General features: G+C 56.7%; 16 protein-coding genes. 1 reads left to right on the top strand and 15 read right to left on the bottom strand.

Features of this window, described 5'->3' with window-relative positions:
• Positions 1 to 15 precede the first annotated feature (15 nt).
• The 14 genes from ACSQ26_RS07350 to ACSQ26_RS07285 all read right to left on the bottom strand — a co-directional run bounded on the left by ACSQ26_RS07350 (position 16) and on the right by ACSQ26_RS07285 (position 14,775).
• Positions 16 to 1,005 carry a glycosyltransferase family 2 protein gene (locus tag ACSQ26_RS07350; protein WP_436015147.1) on the bottom strand — a complete coding sequence of 330 codons (990 nt, stop codon included), beginning with the start codon at positions 1,003 to 1,005 and terminating at the stop codon, positions 16 to 18.
• Positions 1,006 to 1,046: 41 nt separating this feature from the next.
• Positions 1,047 to 1,856 (bottom strand): WecB/TagA/CpsF family glycosyltransferase, encoded by an 810-nt coding sequence (locus tag ACSQ26_RS07345; protein ID WP_436007722.1) that lies wholly within the window; start codon positions 1,854 to 1,856, stop codon positions 1,047 to 1,049.
• A 175-nt stretch (positions 1,857 to 2,031) separates the two neighbouring features.
• Complete coding sequence (locus ACSQ26_RS07340) at positions 2,032 to 3,396, bottom strand: UDP-glucose dehydrogenase family protein (protein WP_436007720.1); 1,365 nt, start codon at positions 3,394 to 3,396, stop codon at positions 2,032 to 2,034.
• A 10-nt stretch (positions 3,397 to 3,406) separates the two neighbouring features.
• On the bottom strand, positions 3,407 to 4,372 hold the full coding sequence (locus tag ACSQ26_RS07335; protein ID WP_436007718.1) for a UDP-glucuronic acid decarboxylase family protein: 966 nt from the start codon (positions 4,370 to 4,372) through the stop codon (positions 3,407 to 3,409).
• Positions 4,373 to 4,422: 50 nt separating this feature from the next.
• On the bottom strand, positions 4,423 to 5,118 hold the full coding sequence (locus tag ACSQ26_RS07330) for a sugar transferase (RefSeq protein ID WP_436007716.1): 696 nt from the start codon (positions 5,116 to 5,118) through the stop codon (positions 4,423 to 4,425).
• Between the two features lie 954 nt (positions 5,119 to 6,072).
• Positions 6,073 to 8,202: a GumC family protein gene (locus ACSQ26_RS07325; RefSeq protein ID WP_436007714.1), complete on the bottom strand. Its 2,130-nt coding sequence runs from the start codon at positions 8,200 to 8,202 to the stop codon at positions 6,073 to 6,075.
• 351 nt (positions 8,203 to 8,553) lie between these two features.
• Positions 8,554 to 8,865 (bottom strand): hypothetical protein, encoded by a 312-nt coding sequence (locus ACSQ26_RS07320; protein ID WP_436007712.1) that lies wholly within the window; start codon positions 8,863 to 8,865, stop codon positions 8,554 to 8,556.
• Between the two features lie 222 nt (positions 8,866 to 9,087).
• Positions 9,088 to 9,960, bottom strand: coding sequence for a glucose-1-phosphate thymidylyltransferase RfbA (gene rfbA, locus ACSQ26_RS07315; RefSeq protein WP_436007710.1), 873 nt, complete (start codon positions 9,958 to 9,960; stop codon positions 9,088 to 9,090).
• A 12-nt stretch (positions 9,961 to 9,972) separates the two neighbouring features.
• Entirely contained in the window at positions 9,973 to 10,857 is an 885-nt protein-coding gene (gene rfbD, locus ACSQ26_RS07310; RefSeq protein ID WP_436007708.1) for a dTDP-4-dehydrorhamnose reductase, read from the bottom strand.
• 3 nt (positions 10,858 to 10,860) lie between these two features.
• The gene (gene rfbB / locus ACSQ26_RS07305) at positions 10,861 to 11,916 is read right to left on the bottom strand and encodes a dTDP-glucose 4,6-dehydratase (RefSeq protein WP_436007706.1); all 1,056 of its coding nucleotides are present in this window, start codon (positions 11,914 to 11,916) and stop codon (positions 10,861 to 10,863) included.
• A 21-nt stretch (positions 11,917 to 11,937) separates the two neighbouring features.
• The gene (gene rfbC / locus ACSQ26_RS07300; RefSeq protein ID WP_436007704.1) at positions 11,938 to 12,492 is read right to left on the bottom strand and encodes a dTDP-4-dehydrorhamnose 3,5-epimerase; all 555 of its coding nucleotides are present in this window, start codon (positions 12,490 to 12,492) and stop codon (positions 11,938 to 11,940) included.
• Positions 12,493 to 12,513: 21 nt separating this feature from the next.
• Complete coding sequence (locus ACSQ26_RS07295; RefSeq protein ID WP_436007702.1) at positions 12,514 to 13,524, bottom strand: NAD-dependent epimerase; 1,011 nt, start codon at positions 13,522 to 13,524, stop codon at positions 12,514 to 12,516.
• A gap of 175 nt (positions 13,525 to 13,699) precedes the next feature.
• Positions 13,700 to 14,203: a cupin gene (locus tag ACSQ26_RS07290; protein ID WP_436007700.1), complete on the bottom strand. Its 504-nt coding sequence runs from the start codon at positions 14,201 to 14,203 to the stop codon at positions 13,700 to 13,702.
• A gap of 59 nt (positions 14,204 to 14,262) precedes the next feature.
• Entirely contained in the window at positions 14,263 to 14,775 is a 513-nt protein-coding gene (locus tag ACSQ26_RS07285) for a hypothetical protein (RefSeq protein WP_436007698.1), read from the bottom strand.
• 106 nt (positions 14,776 to 14,881) lie between these two features.
• On the opposite strand from ACSQ26_RS07285, the gene ACSQ26_RS07280 reads away from it, so the two are divergent.
• Complete coding sequence (locus ACSQ26_RS07280; protein WP_436007696.1) at positions 14,882 to 15,325, top strand: hypothetical protein; 444 nt, start codon at positions 14,882 to 14,884, stop codon at positions 15,323 to 15,325.
• Between the two features lie 88 nt (positions 15,326 to 15,413).
• On the opposite strand, the gene ACSQ26_RS07275 is transcribed toward ACSQ26_RS07280, so the two are convergent.
• The gene (locus ACSQ26_RS07275) at positions 15,414 to 16,844 is read right to left on the bottom strand and encodes an MFS transporter (RefSeq protein ID WP_436007694.1); all 1,431 of its coding nucleotides are present in this window, start codon (positions 16,842 to 16,844) and stop codon (positions 15,414 to 15,416) included.
• Positions 16,845 to 17,040: the final 196 nt, after the last annotated feature.

Raw genomic sequence — 17,040 nt, 5'->3', positions numbered from 1 at the left:
TCACCTCCGACTCCGCTAGACCGCTGGCGGCCCGCTGACATTGTTGCTGGAGCGCCCCATAAGCAGGTCTCGCAAAGCAGTCTGCTGGTCGGAATTGCCGCGTCCGCGAAACCTTTGTGCGAAAGCCTTGATCGCGATGCTTATGTTTTTTGCCCTGCCGAAGCCTACAATGCACCGAAAGAGGTAGAATAAGGAGCGCTCCGTGCTGACACCGTTGCGGATACCTGACCATAGGAAGCGAACTGCGGAGAGCGGGTCGGCATAGAAGATCGAGTCGGATACAGCCAAAGCGCGGAAGTAGATCGGAGCGCGCCCAAATGATGAGTTGGAGAGATACTTCAACATATCCTGATGCTGTTCGATTGAGCGATTTTGAGAAGCCCGGGTCGGATCCGCGAGATCGAAGAAAACCGAGAGCGGCTCGTCCAAGAATTGAATATTTTTAGCGACCTGCGTGCACGACAGGATATACTGACTATCATCCCAAATTCCGTACCTCTTATCAAACCTCTTGGCCGCCGCGATTTCACGCTTTACGGTGTATGAGTTCGCTTGCACAAAGTCGCCTGTCCTGAACATGTTCTCGGCAAGATTCCCCACCTTCACCCTCTGTATATCAGGCAGTATTTCCACACAAAAAAAATCGTCCAACGACGAGAGCACACGATATTGAGAATTAATGACTATGTCGGCACCGGAGCTGTCTATGAAGTCGGCAACACGGTTGAATTTGTCCAAGGACAGCACATCGTCCGAGTCAAGAAAACTCACGTAGTCTCCGGTGCTTAAAGCCAATCCCAGATTGCGAGATTCCGAGAATCCGAGATTTACGCTGTTTCTGATACACTGTATTCTGTCGTCACCCAGACTCTTGCAAATGTCTTCGACAGGTATAGCCGAACAGTCGTCGATAACTATGATCTCGATGTTTTGATAACGCTGGTTTACGCACGACAGAAGTGCCCGTCGAAGCAAGACGGGTCTATTGTACACGGGTATGATCACCGAAAATTTCAGGTCCAAGATCTTCCCTCAGCGATCATTCATCAGGCTTGCCGCGCTCGCGATACGCTGCTTTTCAGATGGGACACCAAAACCAATGCAAGAAACCTGGGTGCCGTCAAGAGATACCGCCTCCATAACCGTCTGGGCTCCGATGCAAGCCGATACAGCCATTCAAATCCATATCGATGCACCCATGGCGCGGATGGCTTGACCGCGCCCGAAATGAAATCGAAAGCCGCGCCAAGACCGACCATCGTGGCGCTGACATGCGCGTGGTGCTTCGCCATCCAGCGCTCCTGTTTTGGGCAACCGAGACCTACAAAGATCAGCTGGGCACCGGATGCCCGGATCGCGTCCAATTGGGCATGATCCTCTTCCTCGGAAGTTGGACCGAATGGCGGCGATATCGCAATCACGATGTGAAGGCGTGGAAATCGGCGACATAGTTCACGACGTAGCGCCTCGAGGACATCGTCATCCTTGCCGCCGACCAATCCGATACTGAGACCTTTTGCTTCGGCGGTTCTGCAAAGTTCCAGCATTAGATCCGCACCTTTAATCGTCTCAGCCATGCGAACCCGGTAAAGCAGTGCCCTGCAACGTTGAAGGATAGTGCTATCCGACAAAACGAGAACCGAATTGTTAACGATCGTCAAATGCGCAGGATCATCATAGCACATTACGCATTCCCTTGCATCGGGGACGCAGCAATAGCCGGATTCTCCCGAGGCCGCACGGTCGATAATCAATTGCACCCCGTCGGGCCAGTCGATGTGGTCGAGCCGCATTCCGAGGACGGAATGCCACGGGGGCCGGACACCGCCGGTTCGCAGTTCCAGGCGGCCGCTCATGTAACCGCCCAGCAGTTTTTCTTAATGGATGGGCCTTGAAGTGCAGGGCGGGGTATTTCGGAATTGCGCCTACGTCCGCACGGGCAGTCAGTTCGAACTTTTCGCCGGGAAAAGCGCATCGCTGAACTCCCGTCGCTTCTAATTCGGAACTCCACTTTGGAAAACGGCAGCCGCTTCATATCGCCGCAGTCCTTCGCTGCACGGCGAGCGGATCGCGCAGCGTCTGTGCCACGGCATTCTTGCGGCCTATGCACCAATAGTCGAATCCCGCAGCGACGACCGCGTTTTCCGAAAACAGGTTACGGAGATCGACAAAGACGGATGAGGCCATCCTTGAGTACAGTGTATTCAAATTAATGTGCCGGAATTCATTCCACTCGGTCATAACCACGACAGCGTCGGCGCCAGCAGCCGCCTCGATCACTCCACCGCAGAAGGTGACATTCGAGAATATCTTCCGTGCGTTATCCATCGCTTCAGGATCGTAGGCACGGATATGCGCCCCGAAATCCTGCAGCGCCTGCACGAGCGGAATCGACGGCGCGTCACGCATATCATCCGTGTCGGCCTTAAAAGCCAGGCCGAGGATCGCAATCGTCTTATTTTGGACCGAACCGTTGCAGGCATCGAGAACGCGCAGCGCCATCGCACGCTTCCGGCTCTGGTTGACTTGTATTACGGTCTCGACCGTACGGAGTTCTACACGATAGTCGCGCGCAATCTTCGAGATGGCGAGGGTGTCCTTTGGGAAGCACGACCCGCCATAACCCGGACCGGCATTGAGGAACTTTCGCCCTATTCGACTGTCGAGGCCGATGCCATCAGCTACGTCGCGTATATCCCCGCCTGCCGCTTCGCAAAGGTCGGCGATTTCGTTGATGAACGTGATCTTCATCGCCAGAAAGGCGTTGGCGGCATATTTCAAGAGTTCAGCCGAGCGGCGAGAAGTGTGTAGCATTGACGCGCACTTGAAACTCTCGACATTGTAGATTTGTGAAACGATTTCGCTAGCCCATCCATCTTCTGCCCCGATGACAACGCGGTCCGGCCTGAGGAAATCGTCAATTGCAGCGCCCTCGCGCAAGAATTCGGGGTTGGAAACCACTGCGAAGCGGAACGGCCTGTTAGCGCTTTTGAGGATATGCTCGACTTCGTCACCGGTCCCGACGGGAACAGTCGATTTATCGACCACCACCAGGTCCCCGCTCGCCTTCTCGGCGATGGCGCGAGCCACTGCATACACAGACTTCATGTCGGCGTGGCCATCTGTGGGACGCGGCGGCGTCCCGACTGCGATGAAGGCGGCTCGCGCACCATTGAGTGCGCTCTCAAGGTCCTCTGTAAAGCTTAGGCGACCAACCGCCACGTTTGCCTTTACCATTTCCTTGAGACCCGGCTCGTAGATGGGAATGACTCCATTCCTGAGGGCCAGAACCCTGCGAGCATCATTGTCTACGCAGACTATGTGATGTCCAAGTTCAGCAAAACACGCGCCAGCGACCAAGCCGACATAACCTGATCCGATGATTACTACTTTCATCCTACGCTCCCTACGCGATCTTCACGCCCTGAACGGCTTGGATCGCTACTCGCTCACTAAAATACTCAACTGTAGCCACGAGCCCCTCACGAAGGGCGACCTTCGGCTCCCAACGAAGATACTCCCGGGCCCGAGATATATCGGGGCACCGTTGCATCGGGTCATCCTGAGGTTGCGGGACGAATATCAGTTTTGACCGCGATGACACGGTCTCAAGCACGATATTCGCCAAGTCACGGATGGTGAATTCCGCGGGATTTCCGATATTTACCGGAAAAGAGACACTGTCGGGTGCATTCATCAGCCGGATGATGCCTTCGAGGAGATCGTCGCGATAGCAGAACGACCGCGTCTGCCGGCCGTCACCATAGATCGTTATGTTCTCATCCCTCAGCGCCTGAACAATAAAGTTCGAGACAACACGACCGTCTCCCGGGTTCATGCCGGGGCCATAGGTATTGAAGATGCGCACGACGCGAACGTTGATCCCGTGATGCCTTTGAAAGTCGTAGATCAGGGTTTCGGCGCCACGCTTGCCCTCATCGTAGCAGGACCGGACGCCGATCGGATTGACGTTGCCCCAATAGGGTTCGTTCTGCGGATGGACGAGCGGATCGCCATAGACCTCCGAAGTGGATGCCTGGAGGATTTTTGCGCCCCATTTCTTGGCATGCTCGAGCATGTTCAGCGTGCCGAGAACGCTGGTCTTGAATGTGTATATCGGATCAGCCTGATAATGCGGCGGAGACGCCGGGCATGCAAAATTATAAATTTCATCATAGGTTCCGGCGACGGGATCACAGACCGATTGCTCGATGAGATTGAAGCCGCTGCGGCCGAGAAGATGGCCGATATTTGCTTTCGCGCCGGTGTAATAGTTGTCAAGGCAAGTAACCTGATGACCTTCAGCCAACAGTCGTTCGCACAGAAATGCGCCCAAGAAACCTGCGCCGCCTGTAACCAGAATTTTTTTCACGAGTCGACATTCCCCACTCTAGCTCCTGCGAGGAGCCATCAAATTAAAGACTAAAAGCCAGTCCCCCCAAACAGCTCGTTCTTAATCGTGCACGCGATGATCTTGACATCCAGCCAGAGCGAAAAGTGCTGGATATAGTAGAGATCGCAGGCTATCCTTTGGCGAGCCTTGCTCCCCTGCACAGTCGGCCCCCTGAGACCTCGCACTTGCGCAAGGCCTGTTATGCCTGGCCGCATCTTGTGACGCTGATGATAATTGCTCACCAATTCTTCATATGGCTTTCCGCAGGCGAGCATGCCGACCGGATGACAGCGCGGCCCAACCAATGACATGTCGCCCATTAGTACATTGAACAACTGGGGCAGTTCGTCGATGTTCGACTTGCGAAACCATGACCCGATGAGCGTCAACCTCGGATCGTTTTCCACGGTCTGAGCCACGCCGGACCTGTCGCACTCTTCGACTCGCATCGAGCGGAACTTGAGCACTTCAAAAGTTCGCTGGTCCAAGCCCCATCTGACTTGCCGGAAGAGCACGGGCCCGGGGCTGGTGAATTTAATCGCCAATGCGATAATCATGAAAAATGGCGACAGAACAAGCAGAGCGCCGAACGATACAACAATGTCCACTGCACGCTTGAATATAAGCTGGCTCGGATAAGCTCCATACTGGCGCGCGCCAATATTTTCCCGTTGTGGAACAGGTTGCAACAACATGGAGCCTACACCTGCATCCATCTCACTCATCTGGAAACACCCATCTGCGGCCCCTTACACCAAGAACTCTACCGTTAACAATTAGTTAACAATAGGAACTACAGTATTTCCGAGCTATTGTCACCCCCATAGTTAGTCAATAGTTAACTGCGAAAGCTTCGTGCAGTTGTCATAAAACTTTATTGATCAAATATTGAGCGCGTCGCCGACTAAACAGCAAATCATTTATGCCGTGATGCTCAAAAAAGAGACTCAACGCCCATAGTAACCAATCGCGGACTCACCAGAAGTATCGAAGAGCAGTGCAATTTTTAATATGAATATCCCGCTAAAGACTAACCCGTTCACCCTTTGCTCCGACCAATTGCTGCCTAGGCACACTTTTTGCCAAAATAGAATCTGGGCCGACCATGCGCACTTTAAACAGACAATCTGGACCAAGCGGACGCTTCTACTGAATATATTCATGGCGGCGGCATGAACACATGCTGCGAGCGGGCAGTTCATACGCTTTCGTACGTATTGATCTTGCTGTTGGGGTGAGAGCGCCCCAAAGGGCGTGGTAGGCAAGGATCTATGGCATCATGTCGCGTGCAAAAGTGTATCGTCCTAAGACTCTTCGGAGCCTGAACCGGGGAGATGAAGCGGTCGTTGACCGAAGGAAATGAGTTGCTCCGGGGTTGTAGGGGCCTACTCGTTAGAAAACGGAGCAGTGACAAGCAAGACGGCGAACAAATTCTCGATCGAACGCCACTCCGGCTCTGGGTCGAATCCGAACACCCACCGCGACCGGTGGGCGACGGTTTCCGCGACCGCCGCCGAGATCGTCCGGCGCCAGGGTCGAGCCAATCCGCAGATGTTGCCGATTGGCCCCGTCCGACCACTGCGAGACCATCATTAAACCGCTGGATGTTTATCGCCTGTCGATCCCGCACAGCAGGAGGCGTTTACGGCGACAGACGCACACAGATCCCGAATACGATATTATTTCGTATAATAGCCCGAGTACCTGTAGTATCCGGCAATCTTGGCTTGTTCTTTCTGATTGAGCACGGCCACCACTGGCGTTCCGGGCTGGGCGTTTTCGACCAATGCAGCAATTGATTTCTTCGCCAACGACTGCGAAGTGCTTGCCCAGCGAACGATGAACGCGATTACATCCGCATGGCGCGCAAGATACAAGGAATCGACAACGGGATCGACCGGCGGCGTATCGATGACGACGTAATCGAAATGTTTCTTCGCGGCAGCGAGGAGACGCGAAATTCTGTCACCCATCAGCAATTCGTCAGTTGCTTGATCACCTACCCTGCCGCCTACGATCGCAGTGAGGTTGCTCATGGGATCCTTCATCGTGATCTTGGTGAAAAGCTGCGGTATCTCATTGCCGCGAAGCAATTCAACCAACTCTGTGCTGGCCTCAAGTCCAAGCAGCTTGTGAATAGTCGGCTTGCGAAGGTCGCAGTCGATGAGAACAACTTTTTTTCCTGAAGCGGAGAGAGTTCTCGCAAGGGCCAGCGAAACGGTGGACTTGCCTTCACCAGGTTCGGTCGATGACACGAGGATAGTGATGCCATCGCGAGTTTCCAGCGCTTTCCCGCCATTGCGTTTGAAAAGCATTTGCTCGATCTTTACCCTGATCCGGCGAACGCCCTCCGAAAACATCGACAATGGCGCTGTCAAGGTAAGGTCGGCAATCGAATGCGTCACCTCTCCTGCCAATTGACGAGGCATAACCGAAGCCAAAGGAACTCTCAGCACAGATTCAATCTGCTCGTCGCTTACGAAACCCCCGATGAAATGCTCGCGCAAAATAGCAAAACCAAAGCCGAGCCCGAGCGCAACGACGAAGGCAGCGATGAGTATGATCCGCTTATCTGGAAACGACGGAATTGCCGGCACGAGGGCGGCCGAGACCACCCGGCTATCGGGAACCTGCAGGGTCGCTTGTGCATCAAGTTCTTGAATGCGTGCCAACATGTTCTGGTATTGGGTACGTGCGATCTCGGAAGTCTGCTGCATCGAATAGATGTTCGTCAGGACTTCTGGAGGCAAGTTGCTGGCAAGGATTGACGTGCGAAGTTGCTGGCGCACATCGCCGGCATTCTTCTCCGCTGTCGCGATCTCCTTTTTGATCGAGTTCACCTCAGCGGCAGCGCGATTTTTGAGCGACTTCTCTACCTTCTGAAGTTCTGCACGAAGGTCCAGGGCGTCAGCACTATTTTCCGCCGAAAGTGCCAGTTGGGAGCTGAGTTTTGCACGGCGCGACTCAAGCTGAGCGAATGCCTCGTCCTGCAACGCTCCAATTATCGCCGAATAGTCCCCGGACTTCATGCTGAGTTCGGCCAATTGGATGGCGCCCGACTGCTCATTGCGCTCTTTCTGAATTCTTTCGAGTTCAGCGCGCAAGCGAGAGATGTCGGTCGACCCAGTCTCCTTTTCGATGCGATCGAGATTCTCCGTCAAAAACTGATCGAACTGCCTCTCGCTGGCGACGAGTGCGCTGTTTGCCTCGTCAGCGCGTGTCTGCAGGCTTCGACGGCCGGCGACGACCTGAGAGATCTTTGACTGGATCTGCTGTTGAATGTACGCATCGACCACTGCGTTTGTCAGCTTCGCTGCCTTGGCAGGATCTTGGGACGTCACGGAGACCGAGATGAGGTACGTGAGGCCCTCGCGTGCAACATCGACTGATTTATTTACATTGCCTAGGACGAGCGCCAACGCCCGCGATCCGGTCATCGGAGTGGATCGTCTCAGGCCGAGGCGCGTCAATAGGTCGTTGGCGGGTTTGAAAGAGACGCCGAACTCGCTGTCATTCACGAGACCATATTCTTGAATGACCTGTAACATGACATTGTCGGTGGCAATCAGGGCGACTTCGCTATCGACCTTGAAGTTGTCCGTGTTCGAATATTGAGCGTCGGTCGCTGGCCTGAGCAAGTCCTTGTAACTAGGGTCGACCAGAACTTTGGCCGTTGCTGTATAACTCGGGGTAAGCGAGAGCGTAGCAAGTACAGTAAGCGCAAGGATGCCAATGACAACTGACACAATAATCCAGATTTGCCGCCTGACTAAACCCAGGATGCTCTTGATATCAATTTCATTTCCCATGCAGGTCTCGACGCTTTCCCTGGGCCAGCCTCTCGCGAAGGCGAGCAGTGTCTTGGTTACTAGAATATTTACGTATCAGAATTACTGCGAATGAAAAGCTGCATGAGGCATGTTGGTTAACTTACAAAGCATCGTCGTGTCGGGTCTGAGACGCTAATAATTCGGTCGAAGTCGGCGATAAAATTGATCGCCGTCGAGACGCCTTCTAGCGACTTGCCAATTGTGTCGTCGTTCTTGGATTCGCACATCCTAATCTGCGATTGTGCGTGAGGGAATGCGCGGCCCGGGTTCGAGATGCGGTTTGGAGAGGGCTGATTTCCCGTTGATGACAGGCGTCTGGCTCCGATGAAGTCAACGTGCGTTCCAGCGTTTCTTTGAGAAACCAATCCTCTTCATACGACGATACCAATCGCGGGCAGCATTAAATGCAAAGTACCAAAGACCGCCAGTGACCGCACAAACAAGCAAGGTAAACAAGCTCTTGTCGATTTGACCTCCCTGGAAGGCCTCGGCCGCCAGATATATTGGCACGAACACTCCGACAACGCCCCAAACAACAAGGAGTCCGGCACAGGCGAGAACGCGCAGCCAATAAAAGCTGACAACTACCCAAATCACAAGGCCACCAATCACGAGTGTGGCTACTTGCATTTCTACGCTCATACTACCTCTCCGGCCGTTTTTAGGAGAGTATCACGCGGTCCTTGGCAAAATGAAAGCATAATTTGACAATAGCGTTAAGCTGAGCCGCCTGCTTTTGCACAGTGTTCACCGAGATGATTGCTGTCCAAATACTATACGTGCATTTTAGATCCGCCCCGTCCAAATGAGATCGAAAGCAAAGCCTGTCTCGCTTTTGAGAACCCGCGATTGCGTTCTGCCGAGCTACGTCCGATCCTTCAACACAAACCTCAGATATTTCCCATAGTCGCTCTTGCCGAATTTCACAGCGAGCGCCTCGAACTCCGCTTCCGATATGAAACCTTGGCCCAAGGCAATCTCTTCTGGGCAGGCGATCTTGAAGCCCTGGCGCTTCTCCAATGTGCGCACGAATTCGCTTGCCTCGAGCAGGCTGTCAGGCGTTCCGGTGTCGAGCCAGGCATAACCCCGCCCCATAATCGAGACATCCAATTCGCCGCGTTCCAGGTAGATCCGGTTGACATCCGTGATCTCGAGCTCGCCGCGCGGCGACGGCTTGAGGCTGGCGGCAATGTCGATGACCTGCGCGTCGTAGAAATAGAGCCCCGTCACCGCCCAGTTGGATTTCGGCTTCATAGGCTTTTCCTCGATGGAGAGAGCCTTCATCTTGTCGTCGAATTCGACCACGCCGTAGCGCTCGGGATCGACGACATGGTAGGCGAAGACATTGCCGCCCCTGCCCTTTGCCCTTGCCGCATTCATCAATTCGGGCAGTCCGTGGCCGAAGAAGATATTGTCGCCGAGGATAAGGCATGAGGGCGATGAACCGATGAATTCCGCGCCGATGATGAAGGCCTGAGCCAGGCCGTCCGGGCTCGGCTGCACCGCGTAGGACAACGAGATACCCCACTGGCTGCCATCACCGAGCAGCTTCTGGAAATGCAACATGTCATGCGGCGTCGAAATGATCAGGATTTCGCGGATGCCGGCCAGCATCAACGTGGTCAGCGGATAATAGATCATCGGCTTGTCATAGACCGGCAGGATCTGCTTGCTGATCGCAATCGTCATCGGATGCAGCCGCGTTCCGCTGCCGCCGGCAAGTATGATGCCCTTCATGCACGTTCTCCCTTAGACATCCGACAACAACCGCCTGATGACACGATCCGCCGACCCTCGCCAGTCCGGCAATTGAATTTCATATCGTTGCTGCAGCTTCTCGCCAGACAGCCTCGAATTTGCCGGACGCCGGGCCGGCGTCGGATAATCCGCAGTCGTGATACGGTTCACCTTTACCGGCGTCCTGCCCGAGACTTCGGCTGACCTGAAGATATGCTCGGCGAAATCGGCCCAACTCGCCTGGCCCGATCCGGTGAGATGAAAGATACCGCGAAGGGCTGACGAGGGCTCCGCTGCAAGTTTCGCGGCTACGGCGATGATCGCTTCGGCGATGTCCAACGCGGACGTCGGACAGCCGATCTGGTCCGCGACCACACCGACCTCTCCCCGCGTCTCTCCAAGCCGGAGCATCGTCTTGACGAAATTGTTACCGAACGGGGAATAGACCCATGCCGTGCGGAAGATCACGTGATCTGGCGTTGCAGAAGCAACAAGCCGCTCTCCTTCGAGCTTGGATGCGCCATAGACCGACGCCGGCCCGACCTCGTCATCCTCGCGATAGGGCCGATCCAGCGAGCCGTCGAAGACGTAGTCCGTCGAGAGATGAATGATCGGCACACCCAGCCTTGCCGCCGCTGCGGCGACCGCCCCGGCGCCGGCGGCGTTGACCGCGAAAGCTAGGTCCCGTTCAGACTCTGCCTTGTCCACCGCCGTATAGGCAGCGGCGGAAACAACGATATCCGGCTTCGCCCGGGAGATTGCTTCATACACCGTCGAAGGGTCTTGCAGGTCGAATTCCGGACGTCCCACGAGAACGATCTCGACACCCTCGTCGGGTCCGATCTCGGCCAGCGATTGCGCCACCTGCCCCTGCTTGCCGGTCACCGCGATCCGCATCGGTCAATCCTTCTTCAAGACGCCCAGGCGCTCGCCAGAATAGACCTTGTCGCGCAGCGGCTTCCACCACCAGTCGTTCTCGATGTACCAGGCCACGGTTTTCTCTATGCCGGTATCGAAGGTCTCAAGGGCCTTCCAGCCCAATTCGGTTTCCAGACGCGTTGCATCGATCGCATAGCGTGCGTCATGACCGGGACGGTCGGTGACATAGTTGATCAAGCGCTCGTGCGGACCGCCGGATGGATTGTGCCGGTCCATGATTTCGCACACGCGGCTGACGACGTCGATATTGCGGCGCTCATTGCGGCCGCCGACATTATACTTTTCTCCCACCTGCCCCTTCGACGCGATCAGGTGCAGCGCGCGCGCGTGATCCTCGACAAAGAGCCAATCGCGGATGTTCACGCCCAGGCCATAGACCGGCAGCGGCTTGCCCTCGAGCGCATTGAGAATGATGAGCGGGATCAGTTTTTCCGGGAAATGATAGGGTCCATAATTGTTCGAGCAATTGGACACGACGACGGGCAATCCGTATGTCCGCTGCCAGGCGATTGCCAAGTGATCGCTAGCCGCCTTTGAGGCTGAATAGGGCGACGAGGGATCATAGGGTGTCGTCTCGTGAAACAGGCCTTCGTCTCCCAGCGAACCGTAGACCTCATCGGTTGAGACATGCAGGAAACGGAACGCGTCCTTCTCGGCGCCCTGCAAGCCGTTCCAGTAGCGCCGCGCGACTTCGAGCAACTGAAATGTCCCCATGACATTGGTCTGGACAAAATCGGCGGCACCCGTGATCGAGCGATCGACATGGCTTTCAGCCGCAAGGTGCATGACACGATCGGGCCGGAACTCAGTGAACGCGGCATGCATGGCCACGCCATCGCAGATGTCAGCCTTGAAAAAACGATGATTCGGGGCGTTCTCGATGGTCTTCAGCGATGCGAGATTGCCGGCATAGGTCAGCTTGTCGACGTTGAGCACCTCAGCGCCGACGTCTCTCACGAGATGGCGAACAAGCGCCGATCCGATAAAGCCCGCCCCGCCTGTCACCAATATACGCATGATATTCCCATCACATGGACGTTAGTCGAAAAGGTCCTGGAGATCCCTTAGCACAGGCAGTTTCCGATCCTTGTCCGAAAGCTGGGCCTCTCCTTCGCCGATCCGCCAATCGATGCCAAGTGCCGGATCGCTCCACAACAGCCCTCGGTCATGCGCGGGACTGTAGCGGGAGGTCACCAGATAAAAGACTTCCGTGTTCTCGACAAGCGTGACGAAGCCATGCGCAAAGCCGGGTGGCACCCAGAGTTGATGCCCATTCTCCGCAGTCAGTTCCGCTGAGACATGCTGCCCGAACGTCAGCGACGACCGGCGGATATCGACGGCGACATCGAGGATAGCGCCCTTCAGGCAGCGCACGAGCTTGCCCTGCGCCATGGGCTCCAGCTGAAAATGCATACCGCGAACCGTGCCCTTGGCTGCCGACATCGACTGATTGTGCTGGACGAACTCAACCGGTCCGGCGTTCTCCGTGAAAAGATCGGCACGAAATGTCTCGGCGAACCATCCGCGTGTGTCGCCGATACGCTTCGGCACGATCAACAAGGGGCCGGAAATGTCGAAGGTCTTGAATTCCATGATCTATCCCCCCTTGCGCCGCTATTGCAGGATCTCGGCACGATACCAATCGACGAAGGATTTAACACCCTCCTCCACATCAACCTTTGGCGTAAAGCCGGTTAGCGCATTGAGCAACCCTGACGACGCATCGGTACGTGGCACATCGCCTTGCTGCATCGGCAACAACTTGCGGATTGCCGGCTTGCCGATGGCCCGCTCGATCGTCTCGACGAAACGGATAAGCTCGACCGGGTGACCGTCGCCGATATTGACGACACGGAACGGCGCCTGGCGGGACAATGTATCCGACACACCGTCCCTGACGACGCGATTTTCTTCATTCGGAACGATCGCGATCAGCCGGACGATCCCTTCGACGAGATCATCGACATAGGTAAAGTCACGGCTCATCTTGCCTTCGCCATAGATCTCGATCTCGCGGTCATGCAGGATGGCATCGACGAACTTGAAAAGCGCCATATCCGGCCGGCCCCAGGGACCATAGACGGTGAAGAAGCGGAATGCCGTGGTCGGGATATCGTAGAGATGCGCATAGCTGTGCGCCATCAATTCCATCGACTTCTTGGTCGCGGCATAGAGCGTCATCGGCTCGTCGGCGCGGTCGTCCTCCGCAAACGGGATTTTCTCGTTCGCCCCGTAGACCGACGAAGAAGACGCGAGGAGAAGATGAGCCGGCTTCATGTGCTTGGCGACTTCCAGCAGGTTCCACGAGCCGATCAGGTTGGAATCGACATAGGCCTTGGGGTTTTCCAGGCTGTAGCGGACGCCGGCCTGTGCGGCGAGATGAATGATCGCGTCAGGCTCGGCATCCTGCGCGGCTGCCAGCAGCGCATCCTTATCCTCCAGCATGCCGATCACCGGCCGAAAGCGCTCGTAACCGCCAAGAATCGCGTGGCGCCGCGCCTTCAACGATACGTCGTAATAAGGGGTCATGCCGTCGAAGCCGGTGACGGCGTGACCATCATCCAGAAGCCGCTTGGCAAGGTGGAACCCGATGAAACCAGCGGTTCCCGTCACGAAATATCTCAATGCGAACTCCCTGTCGTCCAACCGACCGCCGGGTGCGCGTGACCGAGGCATCGCGGACCCGCCCGTTGTCCTACATAAAAAATCGCTGCGAACAACCTCTTCGCTGCAAGATTATCCGCGAAGGCTGTGAACCCGGGTTGAAATCCGTTCGACAACAGGTGCGATTTAGGACGTTTCAGTCATGCGATTTCCACAGCTTCACAAGAGCGCCATCTCGCCCTTCAATGGGATCGGTCCGCGGCAGCGCCACCCCTTTGATGGCTGCAAGCCCTGCCTCACCTGGATCAGCCGTACAAATGTCGGCATGCTGACCCGGTGGATAACCGCCTACAACCAGGAAATCGTCGCTCGCGCTCAACCGCATATGTCCGGTCCCCGCAGGCAGGACCAGGCAGTCGCCCGCACCGACTTCCATCTTGCGTCCGGCAGGTCCGCCGATCAGCAGGCGCGCGTGCCCGCGAGCAATACCCAGCACTTCGTGGGCATGTGTGTGATAATGCTGATACGAAAACACGCCGTTGCGCCACAGTCCCTGCCAGCCGTTCTGCCTGAAGCTTTCCTCAAACTCGGCCGCCATGTCGGCATGCAGGGGCAATGCCCGGCGATAGACAAGCACGGGCAAAGTCGGATTGTTGGGGACCCAATCACTTCGCTCGAACAGAGTGCTTTCGACGGTCATGCCTGATTTTCCGATAATGCGACACGGCTCTTCGCCATCAGCTCGCAATCTGCGGGCGACTACTCCCGTACCAGATTGATCTCACTGGTGACCACGCGCTTTCCGCTTTCCGGATCGACATCGACAGTCGTCAGCTTCATGCCATTGTCGCCGACCTTGCGCACTTTCAATTCCGCACGGCGGTCGCCATTGACCTCCTTGGCCCACCTGATCGTCAGGTTGATCTGGTTACCCTCGCGCGATCCCGCCAGATTGGCGGGGCCCGTTCCCGCGCCCAGGTATTGGCCGTGATACCGGCCGCCGTCCGTCTTCAGGTCGACGGAGATCGATCGGCTCACAATTAGCAGACCGCGGCATTTGCCGTCGAGAGAAAGCGCAGTTTCGATTCCGTTGGACTGGAAATTACAAGTCACGTTGATCGGGTCACGATTGGTCCTGATCTTGACCATGCCGCCTCCCGACCATTGTCCATCGAGCGAATTGAGGAATTCGGCTTCATTGGCCGCCTGAAGCGATGTTGCACCGCCAACAAGAACCGCAGCGGCAAGGCTGATAGAAAGAAACGTTCTCATGACTGTCTCCTTTTTGCCAAGCAACCGCCGAGTCGAGGCTTTGTTCCGGAAATCGGAACTTCCCTCGCTCGCACACGTTAAGGCGGCAACACAAAAGGAGGCCGTCATGGCAGCGAAAATCGGAGAAAAGGTACCCTTGGCCGTTGTCGGCAAGAATGGAACGAAAGTTGGCGATGATGGTCAGGAGAACATGATGACGAATGAAGAACGGCAGACCGCGATCCAGCACCTGAACGAGCAGCTCAAGGCGCTGCGCGAACAGGTCGAAACGCTGAGCGGCTCACTGGCCAGGATGGGCAACAAAGCGGGCCGGGCCGTCGCGCATTCCGCTGGCGCGGCCACGGATACGGTCACCACGACTGTGCGGACCTATCCGTTCTATGCGGTGCTCGCAGCATCCGCCGCAGCCTTCGTGCTTGGCAGGCTCAGCGTCCCGCCGGCGCAGAGTACCCCCGATCGCGCTTATGATCAGTTGCGGCATCGCCTGCGGGATCTTGCTTCCCATCTGCCCCCGAACGTGGTCGATAGCATTCGCTCGTCGATCCGGTAGCGAATGATCCAAGCAGACATTGTCCCGGTAATCTTGCCGGGACACTTCCATGTCTACTCTCGACGGCAGCGACGGTGTCGCCACCACCTCAACTGGGCTTGCGAACAGGGCTGATTGAAATCGCGGCACAGCCCGCCGACAGCAACGCAAGCAACGCTGCACCAATCATCACAATGGCATAAGCGGACTGCAGCGAGGCCGCATCGATCTCGGTAAGATCGGAGCCGCCGAATGCCAGCCCGATGGCTGCCACGGCCAGAAGACCGCCACCGCGCGCCGCCGCGTTGTTGATCCCCGAACTGGTGCCGCTCGCGTCTTCGGGCGTGCCGTCGAAGATCGCCGCCGTCAGGGGTGGAATGCTGATCGTCATGCCAAGACCGGAGAGGAGCAGGCCGGGAAATGCACCGATCCAGTAGTTCTCAATCTGCCCCGAGAGGGCGAGCATACCGAATCCGGTCGCGGCGAGCGCCGGTCCTGCGATCAGCGGCGTCCGCTTGCCTAGCTTGCCCGACAGGCCGCCTGCCCAGCGCGAGCCGAGCCCGATGATTACCGAGAACGGCAGCAGTGCGGCACCGGCGGCCGTCGCGCTATAGCCATGCGCCTTGACCAGCAGGAAGGGTAGAATGAAAAGCGCTCCACTGAGTGCGGCATAAAGCAGGACGGTGACCGCATTGGCGCCCGAAAAATTCGGGTTCTTGAACAGCGACAGAGGCATCATCGGCGCCTTTGACCGGCTCTCCACGACGACGAACAGGACGCCCGCGACGATTGACGCTGCGAGCGTGGCGACACCCGTCGTGGCCTTTCCGTCGCCGAGCGCCACGAGACCATAGCTCAGGAGCCCGAGCGTCAGGACAGCAAGCGCCGATCCCGCCCAATCCAGGCGTTTGGGATTTTCGGGCCGGCGATCGGCGGGCAGTTTCAATGCCAACGCCAGCGCAAGAAGCGCGATCGGCGGATTGATGAAGAATATAGAGCGCCAGCCTATCACATCCACGAGCCAGCCGCCGAGCGGAGGGCCCAGCGCAGTCAACAGGCCGGCGGACGCAGCCCATGTGCCAATCGCCCGGTCGCGTTCCGGTTCAGGATAAGCCGCACCGATGATCGCAAGGCTCGTGGGCATCAGAAGCGCCGCGCCCGCGCCCTGGGCCAGCCGCGCCCAGACCAGCATCGCGGCACTCGGCGCCACCCCGCACCAGAACGAGGCGGCGGCAAACAGGACAAGCCCGAGGATGAAGATCCGCCTCCGTCCATAACGATCGCCAAGCGAACCACCGAGCAGGATGAGGCTCGCGAGCGTCAGCATGTAGCCGTTGACGACCCATTGCATGGTTGCGAGATTCGATTGCAGCGACGACTGCATTGCCGGCAGCGCGACATTCACCACCGACCCGTCGATGAAACCCATGCTGGAGCCAAGGATCGTAACCGGCAGAACCCAGCGGAGAGCGGCAGGCGAAACAGTGGACGGCGGAGCAGAATCCGACGCTTCGCCAGGTGCAGATGCTGATTTATCCATGGATGTCTTTCAGGTGGGCCTGAGTCCCGCAGGTCTCGACCTCTAGCTATCATCCCGATCGTCGAGACGGCAAGCGGACTTGCTTCTGGGGCCGTGCTTTCGTTTCGCAGCGGGAGCCGAGGGCATCAGTGAAACCGGGTTCAAAACCAGGATCAACATTAATTGAGTGTGCCGGACCTGAATGCCGCCTTAGAGT

Origin of the sequence: Rhizobium sp. LjRoot254 (genome assembly GCF_964254105.1) — a bacterium.
GTDB lineage: Bacteria > Pseudomonadota > Alphaproteobacteria > Rhizobiales > Rhizobiaceae > Rhizobium_E.
This window is presented reverse-complemented; position numbering and strand designations above follow the sequence as displayed.

What these genes read in the sequence shown, in the direction of transcription:
- rfbC (WP_436007704.1), bottom strand. Translation starts at nt 12,492, where the DNA reads ATGGAATTCAAGACCTTCGACATTTCCGGCCCCTTGTTGATCGTGCCG.
- ACSQ26_RS07280 (WP_436007696.1), top strand. Translation starts at nt 14,882, where the DNA reads ATGGCAGCGAAAATCGGAGAAAAGGTACCCTTGGCCGTTGTCGGCAAG.
- ACSQ26_RS07290 (WP_436007700.1), bottom strand. Translation starts at nt 14,203, where the DNA reads ATGACCGTCGAAAGCACTCTGTTCGAGCGAAGTGATTGGGTCCCCAAC.
- ACSQ26_RS07320 (WP_436007712.1), bottom strand. Translation starts at nt 8,865, where the DNA reads ATGAGCGTAGAAATGCAAGTAGCCACACTCGTGATTGGTGGCCTTGTG.
- rfbD (WP_436007708.1), bottom strand. Translation starts at nt 10,857, where the DNA reads ATGCGGATCGCGGTGACCGGCAAGCAGGGGCAGGTGGCGCAATCGCTG.
- ACSQ26_RS07325 (WP_436007714.1), bottom strand. Translation starts at nt 8,202, where the DNA reads ATGGGAAATGAAATTGATATCAAGAGCATCCTGGGTTTAGTCAGGCGG.
- ACSQ26_RS07275 (WP_436007694.1), bottom strand. Translation starts at nt 16,844, where the DNA reads ATGGATAAATCAGCATCTGCACCTGGCGAAGCGTCGGATTCTGCTCCG.
- ACSQ26_RS07330 (WP_436007716.1), bottom strand. Translation starts at nt 5,118, where the DNA reads ATGAGTGAGATGGATGCAGGTGTAGGCTCCATGTTGTTGCAACCTGTT.
- ACSQ26_RS07345 (WP_436007722.1), bottom strand. Translation starts at nt 1,856, where the DNA reads ATGAGCGGCCGCCTGGAACTGCGAACCGGCGGTGTCCGGCCCCCGTGG.
- ACSQ26_RS07340 (WP_436007720.1), bottom strand. Translation starts at nt 3,396, where the DNA reads ATGAAAGTAGTAATCATCGGATCAGGTTATGTCGGCTTGGTCGCTGGC.
- rfbA (WP_436007710.1), bottom strand. Translation starts at nt 9,960, where the DNA reads ATGAAGGGCATCATACTTGCCGGCGGCAGCGGAACGCGGCTGCATCCG.
- rfbB (WP_436007706.1), bottom strand. Translation starts at nt 11,916, where the DNA reads ATGCGTATATTGGTGACAGGCGGGGCGGGCTTTATCGGATCGGCGCTT.
- ACSQ26_RS07285 (WP_436007698.1), bottom strand. Translation starts at nt 14,775, where the DNA reads ATGAGAACGTTTCTTTCTATCAGCCTTGCCGCTGCGGTTCTTGTTGGC.